Origin of the sequence: Streptomyces niphimycinicus (assembly GCF_018883605.1) — a bacterium.
GTDB classification, from domain to species: domain Bacteria; phylum Actinomycetota; class Actinomycetes; order Streptomycetales; family Streptomycetaceae; genus Streptomyces; species Streptomyces niphimycinicus.
Map to the genome: position 1 here is coordinate 1 of NZ_JAHLEM010000218.1, position 23753 is coordinate 23753.

General features: G+C 69.9%; 25 protein-coding genes. 11 read left to right on the top strand and 14 right to left on the bottom strand.

Annotation, left to right across the window (positions count from 1 at the left end; translation table 11 throughout):
* Nucleotides 1-9: 9 nt before the first annotated feature.
* Both KN815_RS20210 and KN815_RS20215 read right to left on the bottom strand, forming a co-directional pair.
* On the bottom strand, nucleotides 10-369 hold the full coding sequence (locus tag KN815_RS20210; RefSeq protein ID WP_216343348.1) for a universal stress protein: 360 nt from the start codon (nucleotides 367-369) through the stop codon (nucleotides 10-12).
* Nucleotides 366-1838, bottom strand: coding sequence for a sugar porter family MFS transporter (locus KN815_RS20215; protein ID WP_253209112.1), 1473 nt, complete (start codon nucleotides 1836-1838; stop codon nucleotides 366-368). Before KN815_RS20215 ends, KN815_RS20210 begins: the two co-directional genes overlap by 4 nt.
* A gap of 285 nt (nucleotides 1839-2123) precedes the next feature.
* Between KN815_RS20215 and KN815_RS20220 the strand changes: the two genes are divergently transcribed.
* A complete protein-coding gene (locus KN815_RS20220; protein WP_253209113.1) occupies nucleotides 2124-3206 on the top strand; it encodes a LacI family DNA-binding transcriptional regulator in 1083 nt (360 codons plus the stop codon).
* Here KN815_RS20220 and KN815_RS20225 read toward each other — a convergent pair.
* Together KN815_RS20225 and KN815_RS20230 are read right to left on the bottom strand one after the other, a co-directional pair.
* A complete protein-coding gene (locus KN815_RS20225) occupies nucleotides 3177-4283 on the bottom strand; it encodes an NAD(P)-binding domain-containing protein (protein ID WP_216343349.1) in 1107 nt (368 codons plus the stop codon). The two genes, KN815_RS20220 and KN815_RS20225, sit on opposite strands and share 30 nt — an antisense overlap.
* Nucleotides 4284-4290: 7 nt before the next feature.
* Entirely contained in the window at nucleotides 4291-4602 is a 312-nt protein-coding gene (locus KN815_RS20230; protein WP_216343350.1) for a hypothetical protein, read from the bottom strand.
* 255 nt (nucleotides 4603-4857) lie between these two features.
* On the opposite strand from KN815_RS20230, the gene KN815_RS20235 reads away from it, so the two are divergent.
* From KN815_RS20235 to KN815_RS20245, 3 genes are all read left to right on the top strand, one after another.
* The gene (locus KN815_RS20235; protein ID WP_253209114.1) at nucleotides 4858-5688 is read left to right on the top strand and encodes a helix-turn-helix domain-containing protein; all 831 of its coding nucleotides are present in this window, start codon (nucleotides 4858-4860) and stop codon (nucleotides 5686-5688) included.
* Between the two features lies 1 nt (nucleotide 5689).
* Nucleotides 5690-5902 carry a DUF397 domain-containing protein gene (locus KN815_RS20240; protein ID WP_216343352.1) on the top strand — a complete coding sequence of 71 codons (213 nt, stop codon included), beginning with the start codon at nucleotides 5690-5692 and terminating at the stop codon, nucleotides 5900-5902.
* Nucleotides 5903-5983: 81 nt separating this feature from the next.
* A complete protein-coding gene (locus KN815_RS20245) occupies nucleotides 5984-6604 on the top strand; it encodes a class I SAM-dependent methyltransferase (protein ID WP_216343353.1) in 621 nt (206 codons plus the stop codon).
* A gap of 19 nt (nucleotides 6605-6623) precedes the next feature.
* Here KN815_RS20245 and KN815_RS20250 read toward each other — a convergent pair whose 3' ends face one another.
* From KN815_RS20250 to KN815_RS20285, 8 genes are all read right to left on the bottom strand, one after another.
* The gene (locus KN815_RS20250) at nucleotides 6624-7748 is read right to left on the bottom strand and encodes an alpha/beta fold hydrolase (RefSeq protein ID WP_216343354.1); all 1125 of its coding nucleotides are present in this window, start codon (nucleotides 7746-7748) and stop codon (nucleotides 6624-6626) included.
* 95 nt (nucleotides 7749-7843) lie between these two features.
* Nucleotides 7844-8704 (bottom strand): ABC transporter permease, encoded by an 861-nt coding sequence (locus KN815_RS20255; protein WP_216343355.1) that lies wholly within the window; start codon nucleotides 8702-8704, stop codon nucleotides 7844-7846.
* Nucleotides 8705-8707: 3 nt separating this feature from the next.
* Nucleotides 8708-9676, bottom strand: coding sequence for an ATP-binding cassette domain-containing protein (locus KN815_RS20260; RefSeq protein ID WP_216343356.1), 969 nt, complete (start codon nucleotides 9674-9676; stop codon nucleotides 8708-8710).
* A complete protein-coding gene (locus tag KN815_RS20265) occupies nucleotides 9673-10095 on the bottom strand; it encodes a lasso peptide biosynthesis B2 protein (protein WP_216343357.1) in 423 nt (140 codons plus the stop codon). The genes KN815_RS20260 and KN815_RS20265 overlap by 4 nt, the downstream gene beginning before the upstream one ends.
* Nucleotides 10092-10349 carry a lasso peptide biosynthesis PqqD family chaperone gene (locus KN815_RS20270; protein ID WP_216343358.1) on the bottom strand — a complete coding sequence of 86 codons (258 nt, stop codon included), beginning with the start codon at nucleotides 10347-10349 and terminating at the stop codon, nucleotides 10092-10094. Before KN815_RS20270 ends, KN815_RS20265 begins: the two co-directional genes overlap by 4 nt.
* Nucleotides 10346-12049, bottom strand: coding sequence for an asparagine synthase-related protein (locus tag KN815_RS20275; RefSeq protein WP_216343359.1), 1704 nt, complete (start codon nucleotides 12047-12049; stop codon nucleotides 10346-10348). Before KN815_RS20275 ends, KN815_RS20270 begins: the two co-directional genes overlap by 4 nt.
* Before the next feature lie 218 nt (nucleotides 12050-12267).
* Complete coding sequence (locus KN815_RS20280; protein WP_216343360.1) at nucleotides 12268-12399, bottom strand: lasso RiPP family leader peptide-containing protein; 132 nt, start codon at nucleotides 12397-12399, stop codon at nucleotides 12268-12270.
* Between the two features lie 115 nt (nucleotides 12400-12514).
* Nucleotides 12515-12649, bottom strand: a complete 135-nt coding sequence (locus KN815_RS20285) for a lasso RiPP family leader peptide-containing protein (RefSeq protein ID WP_216343361.1) — start codon at nucleotides 12647-12649, stop codon at nucleotides 12515-12517.
* Between the two features lie 166 nt (nucleotides 12650-12815).
* Here KN815_RS20285 and KN815_RS20290 point away from each other — a divergent pair, with 166 nt between their 5' ends.
* The gene (locus KN815_RS20290; RefSeq protein ID WP_216343362.1) at nucleotides 12816-15641 is read left to right on the top strand and encodes an AfsR/SARP family transcriptional regulator; all 2826 of its coding nucleotides are present in this window, start codon (nucleotides 12816-12818) and stop codon (nucleotides 15639-15641) included.
* A 186-nt stretch (nucleotides 15642-15827) separates the two neighbouring features.
* Here KN815_RS20290 and KN815_RS50565 read toward each other — a convergent pair whose 3' ends face one another.
* Nucleotides 15828-16115 carry a hypothetical protein gene (locus KN815_RS50565; RefSeq protein ID WP_253209115.1) on the bottom strand — a complete coding sequence of 96 codons (288 nt, stop codon included), beginning with the start codon at nucleotides 16113-16115 and terminating at the stop codon, nucleotides 15828-15830.
* Nucleotides 16116-16768: 653 nt separating this feature from the next.
* Between KN815_RS50565 and KN815_RS20300 the strand changes: the two genes are divergently transcribed.
* Nucleotides 16769-17890 (top strand): 50S ribosomal protein L11 methyltransferase, encoded by a 1122-nt coding sequence (locus KN815_RS20300; protein WP_216343363.1) that lies wholly within the window; start codon nucleotides 16769-16771, stop codon nucleotides 17888-17890.
* Nucleotides 17891-17909: 19 nt separating this feature from the next.
* On the opposite strand, the gene KN815_RS20305 is transcribed toward KN815_RS20300, so the two are convergent.
* Nucleotides 17910-18710: an alpha/beta fold hydrolase gene (locus KN815_RS20305; protein WP_216343364.1), complete on the bottom strand. Its 801-nt coding sequence runs from the start codon at nucleotides 18708-18710 to the stop codon at nucleotides 17910-17912.
* 312 nt (nucleotides 18711-19022) lie between these two features.
* On the opposite strand from KN815_RS20305, the gene mhpD reads away from it, so the two are divergent.
* The 5 genes from mhpD (at nucleotide 19023) to KN815_RS20330 (ending at nucleotide 23409) form a co-directional block, all read left to right on the top strand.
* The gene (gene mhpD, locus KN815_RS20310; protein WP_216343365.1) at nucleotides 19023-19856 is read left to right on the top strand and encodes a 2-keto-4-pentenoate hydratase; all 834 of its coding nucleotides are present in this window, start codon (nucleotides 19023-19025) and stop codon (nucleotides 19854-19856) included.
* Entirely contained in the window at nucleotides 19853-20818 is a 966-nt protein-coding gene (locus KN815_RS20315) for an acetaldehyde dehydrogenase (acetylating) (protein WP_216343366.1), read from the top strand. Before mhpD ends, KN815_RS20315 begins: the two co-directional genes overlap by 4 nt.
* Complete coding sequence (gene dmpG / locus KN815_RS20320; protein ID WP_216343367.1) at nucleotides 20815-21879, top strand: 4-hydroxy-2-oxovalerate aldolase; 1065 nt, start codon at nucleotides 20815-20817, stop codon at nucleotides 21877-21879. The genes KN815_RS20315 and dmpG overlap by 4 nt, the downstream gene beginning before the upstream one ends.
* A gap of 179 nt (nucleotides 21880-22058) precedes the next feature.
* On the top strand, nucleotides 22059-22730 hold the full coding sequence (locus KN815_RS20325; protein ID WP_253209116.1) for a TetR/AcrR family transcriptional regulator: 672 nt from the start codon (nucleotides 22059-22061) through the stop codon (nucleotides 22728-22730).
* Between the two features lie 262 nt (nucleotides 22731-22992).
* Nucleotides 22993-23409 carry an MFS transporter gene (locus KN815_RS20330; RefSeq protein ID WP_216343369.1) on the top strand — a complete coding sequence of 139 codons (417 nt, stop codon included), beginning with the start codon at nucleotides 22993-22995 and terminating at the stop codon, nucleotides 23407-23409.
* Nucleotides 23410-23753 lie beyond the last annotated feature (344 nt).

The window sequence follows — 23753 nt, forward strand, 5'->3', positions numbered from 1 at the left end:
GAGGCCCGGTCAGACCGGGGGTTTGACCGCGACGACGGGGACGGGGCTCTCCAGCAGCAGCCGCTGGCTCACGCTGCCCAGCAGGGCCTTGCCCACCGGCGAGCGCCGGCGGATGCCGACGACCAGCCGGTCGACATCGGGCCGGGCCTCGATCTCGTCCAGAACGGTGTCGACGGGGTCGCGGTCACCGGGACCGCTGCGCTCGACGATCGTGATCTTCAGGTCCTCGGGCAGGCCGGAGCGGTCCAGAACCGACAGGCGCAGATTGACCAGCACCAGATCGGTGCCCAGCAGCCGGGCCTCGGCGATTCCCGCGGTCAGCGCGTGGTCTCCCTCGCGGCCCTCGGCGATGGCGGTCAGGACGGTCATGGTGTGGAGCCCTCCTCTCGGGGCGGCGCGGGTGAGGAGTAGCGGGTACGGAAGTCGTCCTCCAGCTCTTCCAGCGAGCGGCCCTTGGTCTCGGGCACACAGGTCGCGATGAACAGGATGGCCAGCACACCGAAGGCGGCGAAGGCGAAGAAGGTGTTCGAGATCCCCATGGCCTTCACGATGGGCGGGAAGCCCAGGGCGACCAGGGCGTTCGCCATCCACAGCACGAAGATGCTGATGCCGATGGCCAGGCTGCGGATCTTCAGCGGGAACATCTCGGAGAGGATGAGCCAGACCAGCGGGCCGATGGTGGCCTGCATGGAGAAGACGAAGAGCACCACGAACACGAGAATGAACCACGCCTTCACGGTGCCCTCGGGCATCAGCAGCGCGGAGAGGCCGACGAGCAGGTGGAACGTCGTGGTCAGGGTGAACCCGCCGAGCAGCATGGTGCGCCGCTTGAGCTTGTTGATGACCGAGACGCCCACCGCGATGCCGATGACGCTGAAGGCGCCGTTGAGGGTGTTCGCGATGATGGCGGAGTCGCCCGAGAACCCGGCGTCGCCGAGCAGTTGTGTGCCGTAGTACATGACGGAGTTGATGCCGGTGAACTGCTGGCAGAAGCCGAGCCCCGCCCCGATCAGGATGAGCACCCGCACCCAGCGCACCCCGAGATCCACCCGGCCCGCGGTCTTGGCGACCCGCTCCTCCTCGGCGAGGCGGTGCACCTCCGCCATCTCGGCGCGGGCCCGCTCGGGGGCCCGGACCTGGGACAGGACGGCGAGTGCCTCGTCCGCACGGCCCTGGGCGACCAGCCAGCGCGGGCTCTCCGGCAGCCGCAGCATGCCGATGAACAGCCCGATCGCCGGAAGGAGGGCGACGAGCAGCATGAGCCGCCAGATGCCATCGCTCTCGCCCCAGAGATTGAAGATGATGGCGTTGATGACGAACGCGGCGAACTGGCCGGAGACGATCATCACCTCGTTGCGGGTGACGATGGAGCCACGGCGCTCGGCCGGGGCGATTTCGGCGAGGTAGACCGGGACCGTCGCGGAGGCCCCGCCCACGGCGAGGCCGAGGATGAAGCGGAAGAGGGCGAGCACCTGCCAGCTCGGCGACAGTACGCAGCCCAGGGTGCCGACCATGAACACCAGGGACAGCAGCAGGATGTTGTGGCGGCGGCCGTGCCGGTCGGAGAGGACTCCGCCGATCATGGCGCCGAAGGCGGCGCCGAAGATGAGGTTGCTGACGACGATTCCCTCGGTGAGCGCGGTCAGGCCGAGGTCGTCGGTGAGGGGGTCGAGGGCGCCGTTGACAACGCCGGTGTCATAGCCGAACAGCAGCCCGCCGAAGGTCACGATGACGGCGACCAGGCCGAGCCGTCGTGAATGAGGGCCTTTGGTGTCCGGTGGCAGTTCGGGGTCCTGATGTGTGATGCCCGTGTCCTCTGAGTCGAGTCGGGTGTTCATCGTCGTGTCTCCTCGTGGAGGCAGCGGAGGTCGTGGTGGCGCCCCGGCCGGCCGCGGTGTGTTTCCCGATGTCGACTGAGTGGGCGGGGTACGTGGGCCCGGTGCGACGGCGCGGCCATTCCGGCAGGGGTCACCTGCCGTGCGGTCTCTCATGGCCGGCCGGCCGCGATCGCGCGGCCGCGAAGAGCCTTTGTCCTTTTGTCAGTACAACTAGTACGTACAAGTGCTACGTACTATGGGAGTGCGGTGTGATCCATGTCAAGACATAAGCACGGGGAGGTACGGATGGACGATCCAGGGGGCACCGGCCGGTCCGACGGCCGGGGAACCTCGGCAGCGCGCCCCAAGCGCCCGACCATGTCCGATGTCGCCGCGCGGGTCGGCGTCTCGCAGGCCCTGGTGTCACTGGTGTTCCGCAACCAGCCCGGCGCCAGCGCCGATACGCGCCGCCGCGTGTTCCGGGCGGCCGAGGAACTCGGCTACCGTCCCGACACCGCCGCCCAGTTGCTGCGCCGCACGCGCAGCCGGCAGTTGGGCGTGCTGTTCACCATGCGCCAGCCACACGACGTGGGCGTCGTCGAGGCCCTGTACTCCGCCGCCCGGAAGCACGGCTACACCCTCGTGCTCAACGCCATGGTCGACACCCGCGACGAGCGTCAGGCGATGGACGAGCTGCTCGGACTGCGCTGTGAAGCCATCATCACCATCGGTACGACATTCGAGCGGCACCACCCGGCCACGGGTGTCGGCGGGCCCTTCGTCGTGGAGATCAACCCGCTGACGCGAGCCGCCGGTACGGATGTCGTCCGTACCGCCGAGCGGAACGGGATGCGCCAGGCCGTCGACCATCTCGTGGCCCAAGGCCACCGCGCCATCGCGCACATAGACGGCGGCACCATGCCCGCCGCCGACGACAGACGACGTGGATACCGCGCCGCCATGCGCCGCCATGGACTCGCCGACCACATCCAGGTCCACCCCGGCGACTACACCGAGGAGTCCGGAGCCCGGGTGGCCCGGGACCTGCTCGCGCGGGCCGAGTTGCCCACGGCGGTCATCGCCGGGAACGACCGCTGTGCGCACGGTCTGCTCGGCACGTTCCTGCGCGCGGGCGTCAGGGTGCCCGAGGACGTCTCCATCGTCGGCTACGACGACAGCCAACTCGCCCGGCTGTCCTTCATCGACCTCACCTCGGTACGCCAGGACGCCGCCGAGGCGGCCGACCGCGCCGTCCGGGCGGCCGTCGAACGGCTCGACGAGGGGCGCACCGCCGACCGGGACATCGTCCTCGACCCGACCCTCGTCGTCCGGGGAAGCACCGGCCCGCCCCGCGCCACGTCAACGCCCGACGGCGACCCTCTCCGGTGACGGCCGGCTGCCGTACGGTGCGGCCGGCAGCTCCTGGATCTCCCGTACGGCGGCCCGGCCCGCCCGGTTTGCGCCCACCGTGCTGGCCGACGGCCCGTAGCCGACCAGATGCACCCGGGGATCCCGGACCGCCCTGGTCCCCTCGACGGTGATCCCGCCGCCCGGCTCGCGCAGCCGCAGCGGGGCGAGGTGGTCGATCGCGGCGCGGAAACCGGTGGCCCAGAGGATCACATCCGCGTCGACATGACGCCCATCCGCCCAGGCCACCCCGGACGGGGTGATCCGCTCGAACATCGGCAGCCGCTCCAGCACGCCCTTGTCCCGGGCCCGCTGCATCGCCTCCGTCATGGGCAGCCCGGTCACCGACACCACGCTCTGCGGCGGCAGCCCCCGCCGGACCCGCTCCTCCACCAGTGCGACGGCGGCGCGCCCCTGGTCCTCGCCGAACGGCCCGGCGTGGAACACCGGCGGGCGGCGGGTCACCCAGGTCGTCTCCGCCGCCACCTCGGCGACCTCCAGCAGATGCTGCACCCCGGACGTACCGCCCCCGACGACGATCACCCGCTGACCGGCGAACGCCTCGGGCCCCGGGTACTGCGCGGTGTGCAACTGGCGGCCCCGGAAGGTCTCCTGTCCCGGGTAGCGCGGCCAGAAGGGCCGGTCCCAGGTCCCGGTCGCGTTGATCAGCGCGCGGGCGGACCAGGTCCCGGCCGAGGTCTCCACCAGCAGCCGCCCGTCCTCCCCGTCCCGTACGGCGTCGACATGCACCGGCCGGACGACCCGCAGATCGAAGGCGCGCTCATACCGTGCGAAGTAGGCCGGGATCACCTCGGACGAGGGTCGCTCGGGGTCCGCGTCGTCGCTGGTCAGCCGCATACCGGGCAGGTCGTACATCCCATGCACCTTGCCATACGTCAGCGACGGCCACCGGAACTGCCACGCCCCGCCGGGTGCGGGCGCGTGGTCGAGCACCACGAAGCCGGTCCCGGGCTCGTACCCGGCCCGCCGGAGGTGATAGGCACCGGACAACCCGGCCTGCCCGGCACCGATGACCACGACGTCCACGCTGTTGTTCATGCTTCTACTAGCTCTGCTCGGGGGCGGTCTCTTCCCGGTCCTCCAGCCGCCGCCCCCGACTCTCGGCCACCCGCAGCGCGTCATGCAGCGCCTCGGCGAGCCGATGCCCCGCAAACCGCAGCTCACCGGCGTCGGCCTTGCGGTCCCGGAGCAGTGGCCGCGCATGCCCGAGAAGCTCTGCCCCGGTCCGTAGCTGTACGGCCTCCATCTCGTCGGCCAGCCGGGAGAGGTAGCTGGTGCCGGTGTCGTCGGTGACGAGGTAGCAGGGCTGCCCGTTCAGTCCGGGCCAGGGCAGCAGACGGGGGCGTGATGAAGGCATGAGGGCTCCATGGCGTTCCGAGGTTCGGCTACCGCGAGTGATGAGGCGGTGGCGGAAACAGCTTCACGGCCGAAAGACTTGCTGTGCAAGAGCGATTGAAATTCTCGCTTGAGATGGCATATGTGACCGAGTGGGCTGTTGTCGGAACAAAGCGGGTTTCCGGTGCCAGGCTCGGAACTCGCACCACGGCATGGCAGGCTCAACCCACCGGGAGGCATACTCGTGGCAGCACCAACAGGACCCACGGTCCGTCGCATGCAACTCGGCTGGGAACTCAAGCGGTTGCGGGACAAGGCCGGATTCACTCTGGCGGAGGCGGTGGACGGGTTGACGTTCTCCCCCTCGAAGCTCCATCGCGTGGAGAACGGCCTGACCGGCCTCAAGACCACTGTGGAGCTGCGAACTCTGCTGGACCGCTACGGAGTCGAGGATGAGGACGACGTGGATTTCCTGGTCGAGATCCACCGGGACTCGCTCAACCGGGGCTGGTGGTCGCTCTATCGCAGTGTCCTGCCGTCCGGCATGGGGATGTACATCGGGCTGGAGAGCGGTGCTCGGAGCAGCCGGGCTTGGCAACCGAATGTGGTCCTCGGGTTGTTGCAGACCGAGCGATACGCCCGTGAGTTGTTTCAGGCGGCGAAGTCCATCGAGGAGACGACGACTGAGTTCGTCGAGCGACACATCCAGATCCGTATGGAACGTAAGCGGGCCCTCACTCGTAGGGAGGGCCCGCTGGAGCTGTGGGCCATCCAGGACGAAGCTACGCTGCGTCGGGTGGTCGGGAACCCGGACGTGATGCGCGAGCAGTACGAGGAGATCATCAGGGTCGCTCAACTCGACAACGTGACTGTTCAGATCCTCCCGATGTCCACGCCCACTTACCGGCCAGGCTCCAACTTCACCCTCCTGGAGTTCGGTTCCCCGTTGCCGACGGTTGTGCAATCCGACGTCGCCGATGGGTCCGACATCAGTGACAAAGACACCACGATCTGGTCCTTCTCTCGCAGGTTCGAGGGCTTGCGCGCAGCGGCTCTCGCCCCTGGTGAGACACCAGCATTCCTGCAACGACTAGCACGAGAGGTCTGACATGACCCACCGCATAGCGTCCGGCATCGCGCCGGAAGGCGCATGGTTCAAGTCCTCCTACAGTGAGGCGAACGGCACCGCGTGCGTCGAGATCGCCCACCTGCCCCACACCGCCCAGGTCGGCATCCGCGACTCCAAGGACAAGAGCGGCCCCGCCCTGGTCGTCCCGGCCGGGGCTTGGGCGGAGTTCGTCGCCGCAGTGCGAAGGGGCTGACGGGGCTGCCGGGCGCGGGCATCGGCTCGCGCCCGAAATCCGTTCGCGGAACGCACCCGCCCCCAACTACCGTGCTCCGCCATGGACATCGGCGATCCCAAGGACGTGGTCAGGCGCGGTTACGACGCGCTCTCCCGCCACTACGAGCAGTCCTACGCCACCGAGACCAAGTACCAGCCCTGGCTCGGCGCCCTCCAACAGCGCATCCCGGCCGCCGCCACCGTGCTGGACCTGGGATGCGGTTGCGGCATCCCGGTCGCCCGCGCACTCAGCGCCGCAGGACACCGGGTGACCGGTGTCGACATCAGCGGGGAGCAGATCCGCCGGGCGCGGCAGCTCGTGCCGGAGGCCGAGTTCCGCCAGGCCGACGCCACGGCCGTGGAGTTCCCGGCCGCCTCCTTCGACGCCGTGGTCTCCCTCTACGCCCTGATCCACATCCCGCTGGCGGAGCAACCTCCCCTCCTCGCCAGGATCGCCACTTGGCTGCGCCCGGGCGGCTGGTTCCTGGCCACCACCGGGCACACCGCCTGGACCGGCACCGATGACAACTGGCTCGGCGGTGGCGCCACGATGTGGTGGAGCCACGCCGACGCCGCGACCTATCGGACGTGGCTCACCCAGGCCGGACTGACCGTCGAGGGAGAGGAGTTCGCCCCCGAGGGCGACGGCGGCCACGCGCTGTTCTGGGCGCGGCGGCCGTGATGTGTATCGGGCTCACGCCTCAGTCGACGGGGCCGTCCCCGTCGGACTTCTGCCAGGCGCAACTGCCGAGCGTGGCCCGGCCCTTGTCGACCAGCGGGTCGGCGACCCGAGCAGGTGGCATGGAGCTGTGGCCCCGGTAGCAGATCACGGTGCGGTCGGTGTGCCCGGCGAGGTCGACGAGGATCTGGTCCCAGTGCCGGTACTGCACGTCATGCCCCGAGTCGGCATAGCTGCGCACGGCCGGATTGCCGGGGAGGTGCTGCTTCCAGGTGTCGATCGTGCTGGGCGGCACGGTCGTGTCCTTCTTCCCGCTGTAGAGGGTGACCGGCGCCGTCAGCTTCGACAGATCGGGGCCGGGCCGCTGGCAGTAGAGCTTCTGCTCATGCACCTGAGGCGCCGGGTCGGCCTTCTGACCGCGCTGGTTGTAGGTGCGGGCGCCGTCCTCGAAGGCGGTGTCCGCGAAACCGGGGATGCGCTTGGTCGGGCTGTCGTCCGGCAGCGCCCACCAGACGCGGGGATCGGCGATCTGCTTCTCCAGCGACTTGCCCAGCTCGTCATCGGACATCGAGCAGTAGGGGCGCTTCGCGCCGTACGGCGGCAGAGCGGCGGCCAGATGCAGCGACTGGATCCGGTCCGGGGCCAGGGACGCCAGCTCGGCGGCGTATGGACCGCCGCCCGAGATGGCGATCACGCTGACCTTGCGCACCCCGACGCGCTCCAGCACCTGAAGCGCGTCCTTCGCGAAGTCCGCCTTCCCCAGGCTCTTGTCGAACTCCGTGTCCCCGAAGCCGTTGCGCTCGACCGATATCAGCCGCAGCCCGAGGGACTCGCGGGTGCTGCGCAGGAAGTCCGTCATATGGGCCACCCGCGCACTGGTGCCCGTGCCGCCGATGTAGAGCACCGGCTTTCCGTCCCGGGGCCCGTCGTCGATGTAGTGGGCGGTGCGCCCCGACTCCAGTTTCATCCCCCGGACCTCGGGGCCGAGCGAGTCGAAGTCGTCCTGGATACGGACCCGGTGGACATCGGTGGCGCGCGGCTCACGTGGCGCGGTGGCCGTGGCGGTGGCGCTCACGGCCCCGGAGCCGGTGAGCAGGACGGTGGCGACGGCGGTGGCGGCGATCCCGGTGACGAGCGCTCTGGGCACGTACTTCTCCTGGCCGTAGGGGGAGGGCGGCGTTGATTGGATGGAACGAACCTCACCTACCCCCTCCGATCCCGAAGACTCCGAACGGAGGGAAGCTAGTCGATCCTGGAGAAGCGCCGTGCCGCGGCGGCCAGGACAACCAGCGCCAGTGCGCCGACGAACGCCATCTCCACCGCGACGGGTGGCTGCCAGCCCCACCAGTGCGGCCCGCCGCCGGTGCCGGCGTCGGACAGTGTGCGGCGCATCGCGTCGACGGCATAGGTCAGGGGGTTCGCCAACACCGCGCCGTTCAGCCACCCGGGAAGCCCGCTGACGGGGAAGAGCGCTCCGGACAAGAAGAGGAGAGGCATCATCGAGATGCCGACCACGGCCTGGAAGGTTTCTATGCGTTTGATGCTCACGGCGGCCAGTGCCCCCAGTGTGGTGAGTGCCAGCGTGGTCACCAGCAATTCCATCAACACCGGTGCGAACAGAAGCGGGTCGTAGGTGATGCCGAGCACCCCGGCGATGCCGAGCACCAGCGCGCCGTACGCGGTGGCGGCGGTCGCGCCACCCAGGCAGATACCGGTGATCAGAGCGCTGCGGCGCACCGGGGCGACCAGCATCTCGCGGAGGAAACCGGCCTGGCGGTCCCATACGATCGACACTCCTGTGTTCACCGCGGGTGCTTGGACGACCATGAGGAGCATGCCGGGCAGGAAATAGGAGCGAAAGTCCGCGTCGTTGCCCGCGGTGCGCATGGCGGAGTTCAGTCCGGTCCCCAGGACCATCAAGAACATCAGAGGCGTGAGCAGGCTCATGAGGAGGCCGACGGGGCTTCGGGAGAGCCGGATCAGTTCGCGCTGCCACATGACCCGGACCGTGCGCAGATGCCGGGCGTGGGCGCTGCCGCTCCACGAGATCAGGGCCGGGGGCGCCGTCGTGGCGCTCTTGGACGGTGCTTCGGTGGGAGCCACGGTCTATCCCTTCGTTTGAGGGCCGCCGTCGTCGATCTCCCGAATGGTGCGGCCGGTGTAGTGCAGGAAGACGTCGTCCAGAGTCGGCGGCGTCACGGTCACCGAGTGGACGGGAATCGTGAGTTCGGCGCACAACAGGGGGACGAAGCCCGCCGCGTCGGACACTCGCAGGCCGATCCCCCGGGGCTCGGCGATCGCCTCCAGCCCGAAGCGCTCGCGGATGGTCCGTACGGCCGTGTCGTCGTCGCCGGTGCGCAGCACCACCAGGTCGGCGCCGACGACGGCCTTGAGCGTGGCCGGTGTTCCCTCGGCCACCAGGTGCCCGTCGTCGATGATGGCGATCCGGTCGCAGTGCTCGGCCTCCTCGAGGTGGTGTGTCGTCAGGAAAACGGTGATGCCCTGCTCCTCCCGCAACTGGTGGAGGAGTTCCCAGATCACGGCTCGGGTCTGCGGGTCGAGTCCCGTCGTGGGCTCGTCCAGGAACAGCACACGCGGGGTGTGCATCAGCCCTCGGGCGATCTCCAGCCGTCGGCGCATACCGCCGGAGAAGGTGCGGACCGGATCGGAATGCCGCTCGGCCAGGCCCATCAGCTCCAGCATGGTGAGGGCTCGATCGCGCCCCTCGCGCCGGGGGAGGCCGTAGAGATCCGCGTGGAACCGCAAGTTCTGCCCGGCGGTCAGATCCACGTCGAGGGTCGTCTCCTGGAAGACGAGCCCGATGCGGCGGCGCACCTCATCGGGCTCGTGGCGGATGTCGTGGCCTGCCACTTCCGCCCGGCCCGCGGTGGGGCGCAGAAGCGTGCTCAGCATGCCGATGGAGGTGCTCTTGCCGGCGCCGTTGGGTCCGAGGAAGCCGAAGATCTCGCCGGAGGAGACCGTGAGGTCGAGGTCGCGCACGGCCGGAACGGCGCCGTAGCTCTTGCCGAGTCCCCGGGCCAGAACGGCCGTACCGGCGCCGCCATTGCCGTTCACCGGTGGCTCCGTACCGTCATGAGTACATGGAAGTAACGGATTTCGTCGATGTTCTCGCCGATGGGTTTGCCGTCGACCTCCACCCAGGCGTGGGCTTGGAAGGGCTGGGTGCGCACGCCGGTGCACCAGTCCGGCCAGGTGCCGGTCATCCGGCACAGCAGCGCGGTGGCGATGGAACGTTGCAGACACCGGGGACCGGCGCAGGGCACGCTGACCGCCACCACCGCGTTGCGGGCTCGCAGGGTCCGGGTCTCTGTCGCGGGCCGGGATCCGCGCCGCGCGCATTCCAGGACCTTGCGCAGCCGCTGGGGCGGCAGGTAGGTGAGCAACCGGGCGATCCCCACCGTGGCCAGCGCGGCCGGACGCAGATGCCACGGCGGAGTGGTGGGAGTCTCAAGGCTCAGGGCTCGTACGCTCATGAGGCCACCATCTTCGCGGCTCGCAGGGCGTCGACCAGTTTCTCGACGTCGGCCGTCGCCGCTTCGGGCGCTCCGGAGAAGCGCTCGCGCAGGGTCGAGGCGGCGGACGCGACGGTGCCGCCCGAGAGGAGGCAGCGGAGCACCAGCGCGCCGGTGTCGTTGAGCTGCCAGTACCGGCCGGTGCGTTCGTCGAGCAGCACCATGCCGGTGTCCGTTTCGGTGCTGGTCACATGGGAGGCGAGGGAGAAGGTCACGATGCTCCTCGGACGGGTTGGGGGGTGGATGTTCCGGCGGACCTCACATGGGGTGGCAGCGCGCGGAGCCACAGTTCGCCCGCGAGCGTCAGCTCGAAGGGCATGAGCGGTCGGGTGTCGATGTGCAGGCTGTTCAGGACGGTGCGGATGCCGTCGACGTCCACCAGCCCCAGCCGGGCGAGCCGCGAGTCCTCGAACAGTTCCGTGAGACGGCGCCGGTGGCGGCGCAGCCCGATGTACAGCTCGGGGCTGGCGTCGGCCTTGCTCTGCCGGGCGAGGAGGTCATCGGGTGCGATGCCGCGCATCGCGGCGGCGAGGACCGGTTTGACCTGGCCGGCCGCCATCCGGTCGGCGAGCCTGATGGACATCGCCGCCTCGAGCACCCGGTCGTCGATGAAGGGAGCCTGGAAGGAGACGCCGAATCCGGCGCCGATCCGCGAGCTCGTACGCACGGCGGTGCCGTTGACCTGGGTCAATCGCAGCATTTCGTGGTGTACGGGCAGGGGGGCCAGCGGTTCGGGGTTCTGCGATGCGGCCTGGCGGATCCGGCGGCGTACCGCGTCGATGGCATCCGGGGTGGCCCAGGGCGGCATCTTCGGTGCGATCTCCCAGTCGACAGCGGTGCCCCAGGCGCGTTCGGTCGTAATGGCTTCGGCCGCCGAGGCCATCCACCGCGGATAGGACTGGTGGTACAGGAGGACGCGTAGCGTGCTCGCCCACGACCAGCGGCGCATCGACTTCATCGCCCGAGCCGGACGGATCGCGCTGAGTGGGCTGCTGCGAGCGAGTGCGTTCAGTGACAGGGCGCTGGGGATGAACAGCTCGTCCGAGCCGGTGCCCTGTAGATGTATGGCGGAGCCGTGGGCGGCGACAAGGCGCGCGACGTGTTCCATCATCGGCCGGCGGGCGAAGGACAGTGGCGTATCGGTGTCCTGGGCGGTGTCGCCGTTCGCCACTTCCGCGTAGAGCCCGGGGGTGGCGCTCATGGGGACCACCAGGTGCCGGGCGTGGGGCAGGCGGTCCGCGCACCGGGCGGCCCAGGCCCGGTCCTCGTTCGCGGGGTCCGAGGACTGGACGTGGACGGTCACCAACCGCCTGTCATGCCGGGCCGCGAGAAAGCACAGGCTTGTCGAGTCCTTCCCGCCGGAGAGGTCGGCGCTGATGGTGGCGGTCCGTGACATACGCGCCGCGGCGGCCGCCTCCAGGGCCTCGCGCAGCGCGGCGACCCCCGGTTCCAGCGGGAGTTCGGGGTCGGGCGGCGTCCAGTAGCGGGTGGTGCGCTCGGTCCCGTCGGCGTGGATGTCCACGTAGTGGCCCGGATGCAGGGTCCGCACTCCCCGCCATACGCTCGTCATGTTCAGCGGCCAGGGCGGACCGAAGGGGGTGAGTAACTGCAACGCGAGCAGTTCTTCGTCGATGCCGGCACCCGTCATCGACGCTATGGTCCGCGGCCGGTCGGCTGCCACGGTCACGCCGTCGACGCGGCCGTAGAAGAGCTGGCACGCGGTCGAGACGGTTCCCTGGGCCCGTACGCGCCCGCCGATCGACGCGACCAGGTGGAAGCAGCCCGGCAGCGACCGGGCCAGCGTGTCCAGATCGTGGACGGAGCGAACGGTGCGGAGCCGTTCGGCCAATGCGGCGGAGGTCAGCGTGGTGGTTCCCAGCACCGCGGCGGAGTTCTGGCCCACGGAAGCGGTCACGACCTCGTGGTCGGCCCAACGACCCACGATCAGGGGGCGACCGGAGCTATGCGGAATCATTTGTGAGCGTGCCGAGTCCGGCAGGAGTGCCGTGATTCCCGCACTCGCCGGGTGATCCGGAAGGATCAGGAATTCCATGTCGATCTCCCTGTCGGGCGGCGGACCCAGGATCATTCCTGGGTCCGCCATTTCGCCTGGGAATGGTCGGGGCCGAGGGTTTAGAAGTCGAACCACCCGTAGCCGAACGGGTTGTCGATCCACCTGCCGCAGCAGCCGAAACGGGTGAGGTCGGCGAACTCGCCGACCTCGACCAGCATCGGAGGCTCGTATCCCAACTGCTCTGTGACCATGAAGAATCAGCTCCTCGGATTGATGGCCGCAGCCGGTCCGGAAGGGCCCGGGTGACGGACGCGGAATGCGCCCTTCACCCGGGCCGTGAGACCGGCCCTCACGCGGGCCAGGGGTTTAGAGGTCGAACCAGGCGGTCCAGCCGAACGGGTTGTCCAGCCACCTGCCGCAGCAGGTGACCCGGGTCAGCTCGGCGAAGTCGCCGATCTCGGCCAGCACGGGCGGCTCGTACTCCAGCTCTTCCGTGTTCACGGACGCTCTCCTTTGCGTTGATTCACCATGCGGTGGTCGATCTCCTTGACCGCCGCGGAAACCAATGTGCTGGGGCGGCCGTGGACAGACCTTGGACGAACCTTGAATCGCCCGGCCACAGCGGCTATGAAGGTTGCAGGGGATGCGACAACGGGGGGAAGAATCGATGGTGTCATTCGGCTTATTGGGCAGTGTCGAAGTACGTGTCGACGGCACAGAGGTAAACCTGGGACATGCCCGGCAGCAGTGCGTACTCGTCGCATTGCTGGTCGAGGCCAATCACGTGGTGGCGGTTGACCAGCTCGTCGACCGGGTGTGGGGAGAGCGTCCTCCGCGACGCGTTCAGGGGACGCTGTACAGCTATATTTCCCGTCTCCGCCAGGCATTGGCTCCCGCCGCCGAGCAGGTGAGCATCGGCCGGCGATCCGGCGGTTACGTCCTCTCGGTCGAGGAGACGGCGGTGGATCTGCACCGCTTCCGTCAACTGGTCGGGCAGGCCCGCGCCGCCGATGAGGACGAGCGTGCCTCGGACCTGTTCGCCGGGGCGCTGGGGCTGTGGCGGGGGAGGGCGTTCACCGCCCTGGACACCCCGTGGTTCACCACTCTGCGCGAGGCCCTGGAGCGGGAACGGACCGCCGCGGAGCTGGACCACACCGACATCCGGCTCCGCATGGGCCGCCACACCGGACTGCTGGCCGAGCTGTCCACCCGCTCGGAGGCACATCCGCTGGACGAGCGTCTGGCCGGACAATTCATGGTCGCCCTGTACCGCAGCGGCCGCCCTGCCCAGGCCCTGCACCACTACCAGGAAATCCGATGTCGACTCGCGGAGGAACTGGGCACCGACCCGAGCCCGGCGCTGCAAGATCTCCACCAGCGGATTCTCACCGCTGATCCGACCCTCGCCGCCCCGGCGGCCCCCTCCACAGGCGGTGCGGGCCGACGTGCCGTTCCCGTGCCACGGCAACTGCCCGCCCCACCACCGGTGTTCATCGGACGGAGCCCCGAACTCGCGACTCTGGACCGCCTACTGGACTCCCAGGCCGCTCCCGGTGGCACGGTGATGGTTTCCGCGATCGGTGGCGTCGGCGGCGTCGGCAAGAGCTGGCTCGTCCTTCACTGGGCCCACAACCGGCTGGAACATTTCCCCGACGGACAGCTCTACATCAACCTGCGCGGCTTCGACCCCTCCGGCGAACCGCTCCCACCAGCGGTGGCCGTACGAGGTTTTCTCGACGCCCTCGGCGCAGATCCCGCGGATATCCCCGCGGAGCTGGACGGGCAGACCGGGCTGTACCGCAGCCTGACCTCGGACAAGCGGCTCCTCATCGTGCTCGACAACGCCTGCGACACCGCCCAGCTCCTGCCCCTGCTTCCCGGCAGCCCCACCTGCACCGTGCTCATCACCAGCCGCCGCCAGTTGACCGGCCTGGCCGTCAGCCATGGCGCCCGCTCATTCGACCTCGACGTACTCCCGGACACCGAGGCGCGCCACTTGCTCATCCGCCATCTCGGCCACCGCCGGACGGCCGCCGAACCCGACGCCGTCGCCACGCTCTTGAAGTACTGCGCGGGGCTGCCCCTGGCCATCAGCATCCTGGCCGCCCGCGCGGCGGCCAGCCCGGAGCTGCCGCTGTCGGCCCTGGCCGAGGAAGTCCAGGAAGCCGCCACCCGACTCGATGCCCTGGACACCGGCGACATGGCCGCGGACCTGCGTGCCGTGTTCTCCTCCTCCTACCACGCACTCGAACCCGATACCGCGCAGGCGTTCCGGCTGATCGGCCTCGCGCCGGGCCCCGACATCAGCGTGCCCGCCACCGCGAGCCTCACTGGACTCCCCGTGGCACGGGTACGCGTCCTGCTGCGCAAACTGCGGGCCGCCAACCTGATCCAGGAACACACCCCCGGCCGCCACCGCATGCACGACCTCATCCGCCTCTACGCCACCGAACAGGGCCACGGTCAACCGGCCTCCGTCAGCGAGGCCGCACTGCACCGGCTCGCCGACTTCTACCTCCATACCGCCCACACCGCGGCAGGGCTGCTGGACGCACACCGGGACCAGATCCCCCTGACCGCCGCCCAGCCGGGGGTCGTGCCGGAGGAGATGGCGGACCACGGTGCGGCTCTGGACTGGTTCACCGCCGAGCACCGGGTGCTGTACGCGGCCGTTGATCTGGCGGCCGGTCTGGGCCTCGACGCGCACGTCTGGCAACTGGCCAGGGCCCTCGAGACATTCTTCGACTACCGGGGGCACTGGCACGACTGGGCGGCCAGCCAACGTACCGCGCTCGAGGCGGCGCGGCGGCTGGGTGAGCGGTCCTGGCAGGCCGGCGCACATCGCAGCCTCGGCGTGGCCTACACCCAGATGGGCCGCCTCGACGAGGGCCACACTCACTTCCACCGGGCCCTGGAGCTCTACGACCAGTTGGGCGACCGGGTCAGTCAGGCGCATACGTACCGGGGCCTGGGCTGGGTGTGCGACCGGCAAGACCGGCCCCGGGAGGCGCTCGACCACAACGAACGGGCGCTGAGGCTGTACCGGGGGGCCGGCCACCGGGGCGGACAGGCCATGTCGCTGAACAACGCCGGGTGGCTGCACGCCATGCTCGGTCAGTACGAACGGACACTTGACTACTGCGCACAGGCGGTGGCCCTCAACAGGGAGATCGACGACCGCCACGCGGAGGCGGGGGCGTGGGACAGCCTCGGCTACGCACATCACCACCTCGCCCGGTACGCGGATGCCACCGGCTGCTACGAGCGGGCCCTCGACCTCGTCCGCGGGGTCGGCGACCGGTTCAACGAGACGGAGATACTGAATCATCTGGGCGACACCCGTCTCGCCGCGGGCGATCATGAAGCGGCTCGGCTGATCTGGCGACAGGCTCTTGAGATCGCCGAGGAGATCGGCCACCCGGCCGCCGACGAACTCCGTGACAGACTCATGGATCCCGCACGGGACATCTCCGACGACCAGTCGCAGCGTTGACCCGCGGCTTCCCGCAGCACCGTCGCCTGCCAGGTCGCCGACCCGGAAGCGGTACGGAAGACGCTGCGGGCCAACTAGGCGGGGGCGGTCATGTCCACCGGCCCACCGGCGGGGCGTGGCTCCAGGAGGTCGGATCGGCGTCCTGTACATGGGGGTGGACCACGAACCGGAGGAAGCGCTCGGGGGTCACATTGAGGCTGCACGTCGGCTCGTCGGGCGACCAGCCGGTGGTCTTTCCGGCGTCGCCGTTGCGCCCCTGTAGCCGCCGGTGAACTTCTCGGAGTTCAGCGGCGCGGTGGCGGAGGTGGTCAGGACCGCGCCGCGGTCGGGTCCCTTGCCGCCGTCGAAGCGCAGGCCGGCATGGGCCGGCTGGTCACCGTGGTGCTCGCCGGACCAGGTCAGGATCTCGGGCTCGCTGTGGTGCGGACGCGTCACCCGGAGGTCGTTGCCGTGGCCGGACAGGTCGTGGAGCACCGTATCCGTGCCGACCGGTCCCTCCGTGCCCGCGCGAGAGGCGGTTCCCGAGGCGTCGAAGCCCCAGTATCCGGCAGCACCGCGAGGCTGAACCGCGGCGACTCGGGGTCGTACCGGTGGCCCGTAACAGCGAACGGCGCCTGGGGCTGCGGCCGACGCATCTCGCGCTCATCGCGGACATGACGGATGGTCGCTATTTCAACGATTATCGATGGGCGCCTGTCTCGCCGATTACTGCGGATCGCCAATTTGAATACGAGGTCCGATTACTTTCGGACGCTCCAGTGTCGGGATCCGGAGGTTCAGCCGCGAAATCAAGCCGAATTTATCTTCACAGGCAACCTCCGTTTGGTCGTGAACATGTCAATCGCCTGGGTACGCCTGTTCGATGAGACCGCCCCATGGCCGCACGGGGCCTCTCGGCGGCTTTTGCCGGCGTGCGACCGAGGCCCCGGCCGCGGTCGCGGCCTCGGTCGCGGCCGGGCGTCGGCGATATCGAGCCTCGATCGCCTCGCTTCTCGAGCTTTTACTTTGCTTTAACCGGGCTATATGCGGACTTTATTCACCCGCGGCGAGTTCGATTGCTAGGGAATTCCAGGTTTCTCTGCCTGTCATGCTGGTCGTGAAAAGTCACTCCAGGGAAAGGTCTGAAGATGCCGCGTTCCTTCCTCGCAGAGTTGGCCGCACCGGGGCGCAAGGTGCCGGTGCGCGCATGTGAACTGGAGTCGAGCCCGGTGTGGCTGTTCGCTTCGATCGGCGAGTATCCGGTGTACGACGAGGTCGCCTACGACGCGATGATCAAGGACGAGCGTCGGATGGGCGCGTACCACGACGCCGTCCGGCGTTACGCACCCGGCCGGACGGTGCTCGACATCGGCACCGGGCAGGACGCGGTGTGGGCGCTGGCCGCCGCCCGCGCCGGGGCGCGCCACGTATGGGCCGTGGAGGTTCTCCCCGAGTCCGCGCGGATCGCCCGGAAGAACATCGAGAGGGCCGGTTTCGCCGACCGGATCACGGTGGTGGAGGGGCTGTCCACCGAGATCGAGCTGCCCGAGCCCGTCGATATGTGCGTCTCCGAGATCATCGGCACGCTCGCCGGCTCGGAAGGGGCGGGGCCCGTCCTGCGGGACGCCCGGGAGCGCCTGGTGAAGCCCGGCGGGGTGTTCATCCCGCACCGCAGCGCCACCACCGCCGTCGCCCTGGACCTGGCGAGCGCGACGCTCGGCGAACCGCCCGCCTTTCCGGCCCCCGTCTTCCACTACGTGGAGGAGGTGTTCGCCTCGGTGGGCCGCCCCTTCGATCTGCGGGTGGTCATCGAGGGGGTGCAGGACAACCCGAAGGTGCGGGAGCGGTCGTATGTGTCCGGGGCCGCCGAGGTGGAGCCGCTGGAGTTCAACGGCGAGCTGGAGCCGGAGGGCGTCGACGGCGCCGAGCTGACGTTCATCCGGGAGGGCCGCTTCTCCGGGCTCGCGCTCGGCATGCGCCTGTGGGTGGCCGAGGGCGACGAGCCGATCGACTCGCTCTACCAGTCCAGCAGTTGGACCCCGGTCTACGCCCCGCTGTCCGAGGAGGGCCTGGCGGTGCGGCCGGGCGACCGGTTCGAGTTCGAGTTCACCACGGCGATGAGCGACGACGGCGTACACCCCGACTACGCGCTCGTCGGGCAGTTGCACCGCCCGGGTGGCCCGGCGGTGCCCCTGAGCTGGAGCTCCACGCACCACGGGGACGGTTTCCGCCAGACGCCCTTCTACCGTTCGCTGTTCCCCGCCCCCTGACGCCCCGCCACCGCCGGCGTCAGCGGTCCGCCGCCCCGGCGGATGCGACGGCTTCCAGCACCAGCCGGGCGAACTCCTCCGGCCGCTGTTCGGGGAACGGCACACCGGCCCCGGGCACGATGTGCCCCGTGGCGGACAGGGCGTTCACCATGGGCTCGAAGCCGGGCATCGACGGATCGTCGTCCTGCCCGCAGATGACCGTGGCCGGGGCGGTGATCCGCGGCAGCCGCTCGTCCATCGCGAACAGCCGAACGGCGATATGGCCGTCCTCCGCCCGGTCCAGCACCCGCACGGCGTCGGCCATGAACCGGTTGAGCGCGGCCTCCTGCCCCGGCTCGTAGAAGTGTCTCCGCCGGTTCCACAGCTCCATGAGGTGAGAGCCGTCCGGTTTCGGCTGCACCCAGTCGACCGGGCGCTTCCACGCCGCCCGGGCGCGCTTCTCCGGGGTGATGAACGGGGTCGCGGAGAGCACCAGGCTCCGCACCCGGGCGCCCAGGCGCGCCGCCACCTCCACCGCGATCACGCCGCCGGTGTGGTGGCCGACCAGGTGGAACGACTCCAGTCCCAGCCCGGCCACCAGATCCTCGACCCCGTCGGCGAACATCTCGATGCTCTGATCCTCCACGGGTTTCGCCGAGGCCCCGTAGCCGACGGTGTCCATCGCGATCGCCCGGTGCGCGGCGCCGACCAGCGGAAGCACATCGCGGTACTCGGTCCATGACCGCGGGGTCTGGTGGAGCAGCAGCACCGGCTCGCCCTCGCCGCACTCGACGTAGTGCAACTGGCCGAAGCGGCTGGTGGTGTAGTGGGCGGTCAGCATAGGCACTCTCCCGGTATGGCGGGCCGGCGGGCCCGCGGCCCTGGTCGTACTTTGTACGGAACTCCTCGGGTGGCGTCAAGAGCCGGGCGGCCGGGGGCGGACCTCTCGCCCGGAGAGTTCCGTGAGGCGGTACGCCTCTCCGGCCGGACACGGGCACGGCAGGTCAGCACGGCCTCGTCCGGCAGTCCCGCACCCGTCGCGTTCCGCGTAACGGAACAAAAGTTGGCTCGTGGCGGGTCGCGCGTCTATACCGGAGGCCACATGGGGAGCGCCGGGGCCCGGCACCCCACGTTCCACCTCAGGAGGTAGCCCGTGCCGAATGTGCCCGACCGCGTCCCGACGGACGCCTTCCCCGGGGCGGTGGTCAAGGCCGCCGACGCACTGGCGGAGGCCGCCCGCGGCGGGACCGCCTGCCCGCCGGTGCGCACACTGCTGGCCGACGGCGACATCGAGGCCGCCTACGCGGTGCAGCGGCTGAATCTGCAACGCGAGCAGGCCACCGGCCGCCGCATCGTCGGCCGGAAGATCGGTTTGACGTCGCCGGCCGTACAGCGCCAACTCGGGGTCGACCAGCCGGACTTCGGCGCCCTGTTCGCGGACATGGCCGTGCCGGAGGGCGGCGAGGTGCCCGCCGGGCGGCTGCTCCAGCCCAAGGTGGAGGCCGAGGTGGCGCTCGTGCTCGGCAGCGACCTGCCGCACGCCCGGTGCACCGTCGTCGACCTGCTGCGCGCCACCGACTTCGCGCTGCCCGCGCTGGAGATCGTGGACAGCCGGGTGCGGGACTGGGACATCTCCATCGTCGACACCGTCGCCGACAACGCCTCCTGCGGGATGTACGTCCTCGGCGCCTTCCCGGTGCCGCTGACCGCGGTCAACCTGCGCTCCGTACAGATGAACATGACCCGCAACGGCGAGATGGTCTCCGAGGGGACCGGCGCCGACTGCCTCGGCGGCCCCCTCAACGCGGCCGTCTGGCTGGCCTCCGCCCTCGCCGAGCGGGGCGACCCGCTGCGGGCGGGCGACCTCGTCCTGACCGGGGCCCTGGGGCCGATGGTCCCGGCGGCCCCGGGCGATGTGTTCCAAGCCCGTATCTCGAACCTGGGCGCCGTAGGGGTCGGGTTCGCCGCGGAAGGAGACAACCGGTGAGCAGCGAGACGAACACCCGCACCAAGGTGGCGATCATCGGGTCCGGCAATATCGGCACCGACCTCCTGATCAAGGTGCTGCGGCTCTCCGACACCCTGGAGATCGCCGCGATGGCCGGTATCGACCCCGACTCCGACGGGCTGGCCCGCGCCCACCGGCTGAAGGTGGCCACCACCCACGAGGGCGTGGACGGGCTGGTGAAGCTGGACGAGTTCGCGGACGTGGAGATCGTCTTCGACGCGACCTCCGCCGGTGCCCACAAGCGCCACGAGGAGGTGCTGCGCCCCCTCGGCCGTACCCTCGTCGACCTCACCCCGGCGGCCATCGGCCCCTATGTGGTGCCCCCGGTCAACGGCGACGCCCACCTCGGCGCGCCGAACGTCAACATGGTCACCTGCGGCGGCCAGGCCACGATCCCGATCGTCGCCGCGGTGGGCGCGGTCACCCCCGTCCACTACGGGGAGATCGTCGCGTCCATCTCCTCCCGCTCCGCGGGCCCCGGCACCCGGGCCAACATCGACGAGTTCACCGAGACCACCGCCTCGGCCATCGAGCGCGTCGGCGGCGCCGCCCGCGGCAAGGCCATCATCATCCTCAACCCGGCCGAGCCGCCGCTGATCATGCGGGACACCGTGCACTGCCTGGTCTGCGGCTGCGACACCGAGGAGGTCATCGCCTCCGTCGAGGAGATGGTCGGCCGGGTCCAGGCGTATGTGCCCGGCTACCGCCTCAAGCAGAAGGTGCAGTTCGACCAGGTGAGCGTCGGCGACCCGCTGCGCTCGCTGCTGCCCGCCGAGGCCGCCCACGGCGACGCGGTGAAGGTCTCGGTCTTCCTCGAGGTCGAGGGCGCCGCCCACTACCTCCCGGCCTACGCCGGAAACCTCGACATCATGACCTCGGCCGCGCTGCGCACCGCGGAGCGCCTGGCCGCACACCGCTCCGGCGAGGAGGCCGCACGATGACCACGACCGACGCCGCCGCAACCGCCCCCACCCCGTCGGCCCCGCCCGCCCTGTACATCCAGGACGTGACCCTGCGGGACGGCATGCACGCCGTCCGCCACCTCTACACCGTCGAGCAGGCGAGCACCATCGCCGCCGCCCTGGACGCCGCCGGGGTGGCCGCGATCGAGATCGCCCACGGGGACGGCCTGTCCGGCTCCAGCGTCACCTACGGCATCGGCGCCCACACCGACTGGGACTGGATCGAGGCCGTCGTCGGGGCCTGTGGCAAGGCGATTCCCACCACGCTGCTGCTGCCGGGCATCGGCACCCTGCACGATCTGAAGCGGGCCCATGCCCTCGGCATCCGCTCCGTGCGCGTCGCCACCCACTGCACCGAGGCCGACATCTCCGCCCAGCACATCTCCGCCGCCCGTGAGATGGGCATGGACGTGGCCGGGTTCCTGATGATGTCGCATATGGCCGAACCGGCCGAACTCGCCCGCCAGGCAAAGCTGATGGAGTCCTACGGCGCCCACTGCGTGTACGTCACCGACTCCGGCGGCCGGCTGACCATGGACGGTGTCCGCGACCGCTTCCGCGCCTACCGCGAGGTGCTCGACCCGGCCACCGAACTCGGCATCCACGCCCACCACAACCTCGCCCTCGGCGTGGCCAACACCGTGGTCGCCGTCGAGAACGGCGTCACCCGCGTGGACGCCTCCCTCGCGGGCCAGGGCGCGGGGGCGGGCAACTGCCCGCTGGAGGCGTTCATCGCCGTCGCCGACCTGATGGGCTGGAAGCATGGCTGCGATCTGTTCCCCCTCATGGACGCCGCCGACGACATCGTCCGGCCGCTTCAGGACCGTGAGGTCCGGGTCGACCGGGAGACCCTCACCCTCGGCTACGCGGGCGTGTACTCCAGCTTCCTGCGCCATGCGGAGGCCGCCGCGGTCCGCCACGGTCTGGACACCCGCGCGATCCTGGTCGAGGTCGGCCGCCGCAAGATGGTCGGCGGCCAGGAGGACATGATCACGGACATCGCCCTGGACCTCGCCGCCCGCGCGAACACCGCCTCCTGACCGCCCGATCGGCTCCGGCCACCTCATCTCGTCCGCGTCCCACAGCCCACCGGACCGGCGGTTCGCCCGAGGGGGAGAATGCCCGAGGGCGGCTGTACGGTGTGCGGTACGACGGCGCCGGGTGCGTCGCCGGTTTCCGGTGGTGTGAGAACCGGTGGTGTGAGAAGAGGAGAGTCCAGGTGGCGGGTCCGCGGTCGCGTGCGAGGGCGCTCACTGCCGAGCGGATCATCGAGGTGGCCACCCGGATCTGCGACGAGGAAGACATCGAGGTGCTGACCATCCGGCGGCTCGCCTCGGACCTCGGCGTGGGCGCGATGACGCTCTACAGCTACTTCCGCAGCAAGGAGGAGATCCTCGACGGCATCGCCGACCACGTCATGGGGAACTTCCGGCTGCCCACCGCCGAGGAGACCTCGCCCGAGGCGGTCGTCCGGGCCCTGGCGCTGGCCTTCCTCGACATGATGCGGGAACACCCCAGCATCGTGCGGCTCTTCGCCACGCGGGTGAGCACCGGTCCGCAGTCCATGCGGGGCGCGTTCGAGGCGGTCATCGGCAGGCTGCGCGAGGCGGGGTTCGTGGACGGGGACGCGGTACGGGTCTACGGCCTGATCGTGCAGTACAGCTTGGGATTCGCCAGCTACCAGGCCCCCCGCCCGTGGGGGAAGGCGGACCATCCCGAGGCCGAGGAGCTGCGGCGGCGCCGCAGGCACTTCTACGGGGCCCTGCCGCGCGAGGAGTTCCCCAACATGGTGGAGCTGGCCGAGGACATGACCACACTGCCCAGCGACGAACAGTTCCTCTTCGGGCTCGACTGCCTCATCGCGGGCGTCCTGCGCCAGACCGGCGACTGACGCTCGCTGCCTGGTTTCCGCAAGCCCCGGGTCCTTCGGCCCGGGGCTGAGCTGTCTTTCCTCCGTATCCGTCCTGGGTGCTGTCAGGGTCCTTGACGGCATACAGCGAACGGTACATAGTACGACCACTTGTGATCGCTGAGCCGACTTCGATTCGGCCCCAGGCGTCCTGCGGTTTCCCAAGGCCCGCTGCATCTGTCAGGGGCGCGCCGCCACCACCTCTTCCCACGCCTCGCCCGTCCCCACGGACAAAGGGACCCTCATGACGGCAACCCATGTTCATGACCCCGGCCGGGACCAGAGCACCCGAGCGCTGCTCGCGGGCTGGATCGGCACCACCGTCGAGTACTACGACTTCTCCAGCTACGGACTGGCCTCCTCGGTGGTGTTCGCCAAGCTCTTCTTCCCCACCTCGGACCCGGTGATCGGCACGATGCTCTCGCTGTCGACCTTCGCCATCGGCTTCCTGGCCCGGCTGGTCGGCGCGGTGGTGTTCGGGCACTTCGGCGACCGGCTGGGCCGGAAGTCCACGCTGGTCGCCACGCTGGGGCTGATGGGCGTGGCCGTCTCGGTGGTCGCGGGCCTGTTCCTCCGGGAGGAGGGCGACACCCCGCAGCCGCCGCCGCGCGATCCGGCTCCGCGTGACGTGGCCGACAGCGGCACCGCACAGGTCCATTGACTGTCGTATCCTGTCGTACGTCGTACCGTACATAGTACTGACGACGAGCCGAGCCGTCAGGAGGAGACCGTGAGCGAACCACTGGACGACCCCGACGGCGACCTGGTCGAGGTGGGGGCCCGCGCAACCGCTTCGCCCTGGTCCCCGCCGAGCGGTATGTGTTCCTGGCCGGTGGCATCGGCATCCCCCATTACCGTTTTCGTGGCCCCGCAACGGGGCTCCCGGCCTTCGGAGCTGGCATGACTTTCTCCCCCTGTCGAACGCATGGCCTGGGGGGTGGTGTCACCGGCTCCGGAGGCACTGACAGACCGCTAATTAGGGGCATGACCACCGGCTTCTCCGGA

Coding starts and splice junctions, on each gene's coding strand:
- KN815_RS20210 (WP_216343348.1), bottom strand. CDS start 369: ATGACCGTCCTGACCGCCATCGCCGAGGGCCGCGAGGGAGACCACGCG.
- KN815_RS20215 (WP_253209112.1), bottom strand. CDS start 1,838: ATGAACACCCGACTCGACTCAGAGGACACGGGCATCACACATCAGGAC.
- KN815_RS20220 (WP_253209113.1), top strand. CDS start 2,124: ATGGACGATCCAGGGGGCACCGGCCGGTCCGACGGCCGGGGAACCTCG.
- KN815_RS20225 (WP_216343349.1), bottom strand. CDS start 4,283: ATGAACAACAGCGTGGACGTCGTGGTCATCGGTGCCGGGCAGGCCGGG.
- KN815_RS20230 (WP_216343350.1), bottom strand. CDS start 4,602: ATGCCTTCATCACGCCCCCGTCTGCTGCCCTGGCCCGGACTGAACGGG.
- KN815_RS20235 (WP_253209114.1), top strand. CDS start 4,858: ATGCAACTCGGCTGGGAACTCAAGCGGTTGCGGGACAAGGCCGGATTC.
- KN815_RS20240 (WP_216343352.1), top strand. CDS start 5,690: ATGACCCACCGCATAGCGTCCGGCATCGCGCCGGAAGGCGCATGGTTC.
- KN815_RS20245 (WP_216343353.1), top strand. CDS start 5,984: ATGGACATCGGCGATCCCAAGGACGTGGTCAGGCGCGGTTACGACGCG.
- KN815_RS20265 (WP_216343357.1), bottom strand. CDS start 10,095: ATGAGCGTACGAGCCCTGAGCCTTGAGACTCCCACCACTCCGCCGTGG.
- KN815_RS20280 (WP_216343360.1), bottom strand. CDS start 12,399: ATGGTCACAGAGCAGTTGGGATACGAGCCTCCGATGCTGGTCGAGGTC.
- KN815_RS20290 (WP_216343362.1), top strand. CDS start 12,816: ATGGTGTCATTCGGCTTATTGGGCAGTGTCGAAGTACGTGTCGACGGC.
- KN815_RS20300 (WP_216343363.1), top strand. CDS start 16,769: ATGCCGCGTTCCTTCCTCGCAGAGTTGGCCGCACCGGGGCGCAAGGTG.
- KN815_RS20305 (WP_216343364.1), bottom strand. CDS start 18,710: ATGCTGACCGCCCACTACACCACCAGCCGCTTCGGCCAGTTGCACTAC.
- dmpG (WP_216343367.1), top strand. CDS start 20,815: ATGACCACGACCGACGCCGCCGCAACCGCCCCCACCCCGTCGGCCCCG.
- KN815_RS20330 (WP_216343369.1), top strand. CDS start 22,993: ATGACGGCAACCCATGTTCATGACCCCGGCCGGGACCAGAGCACCCGA.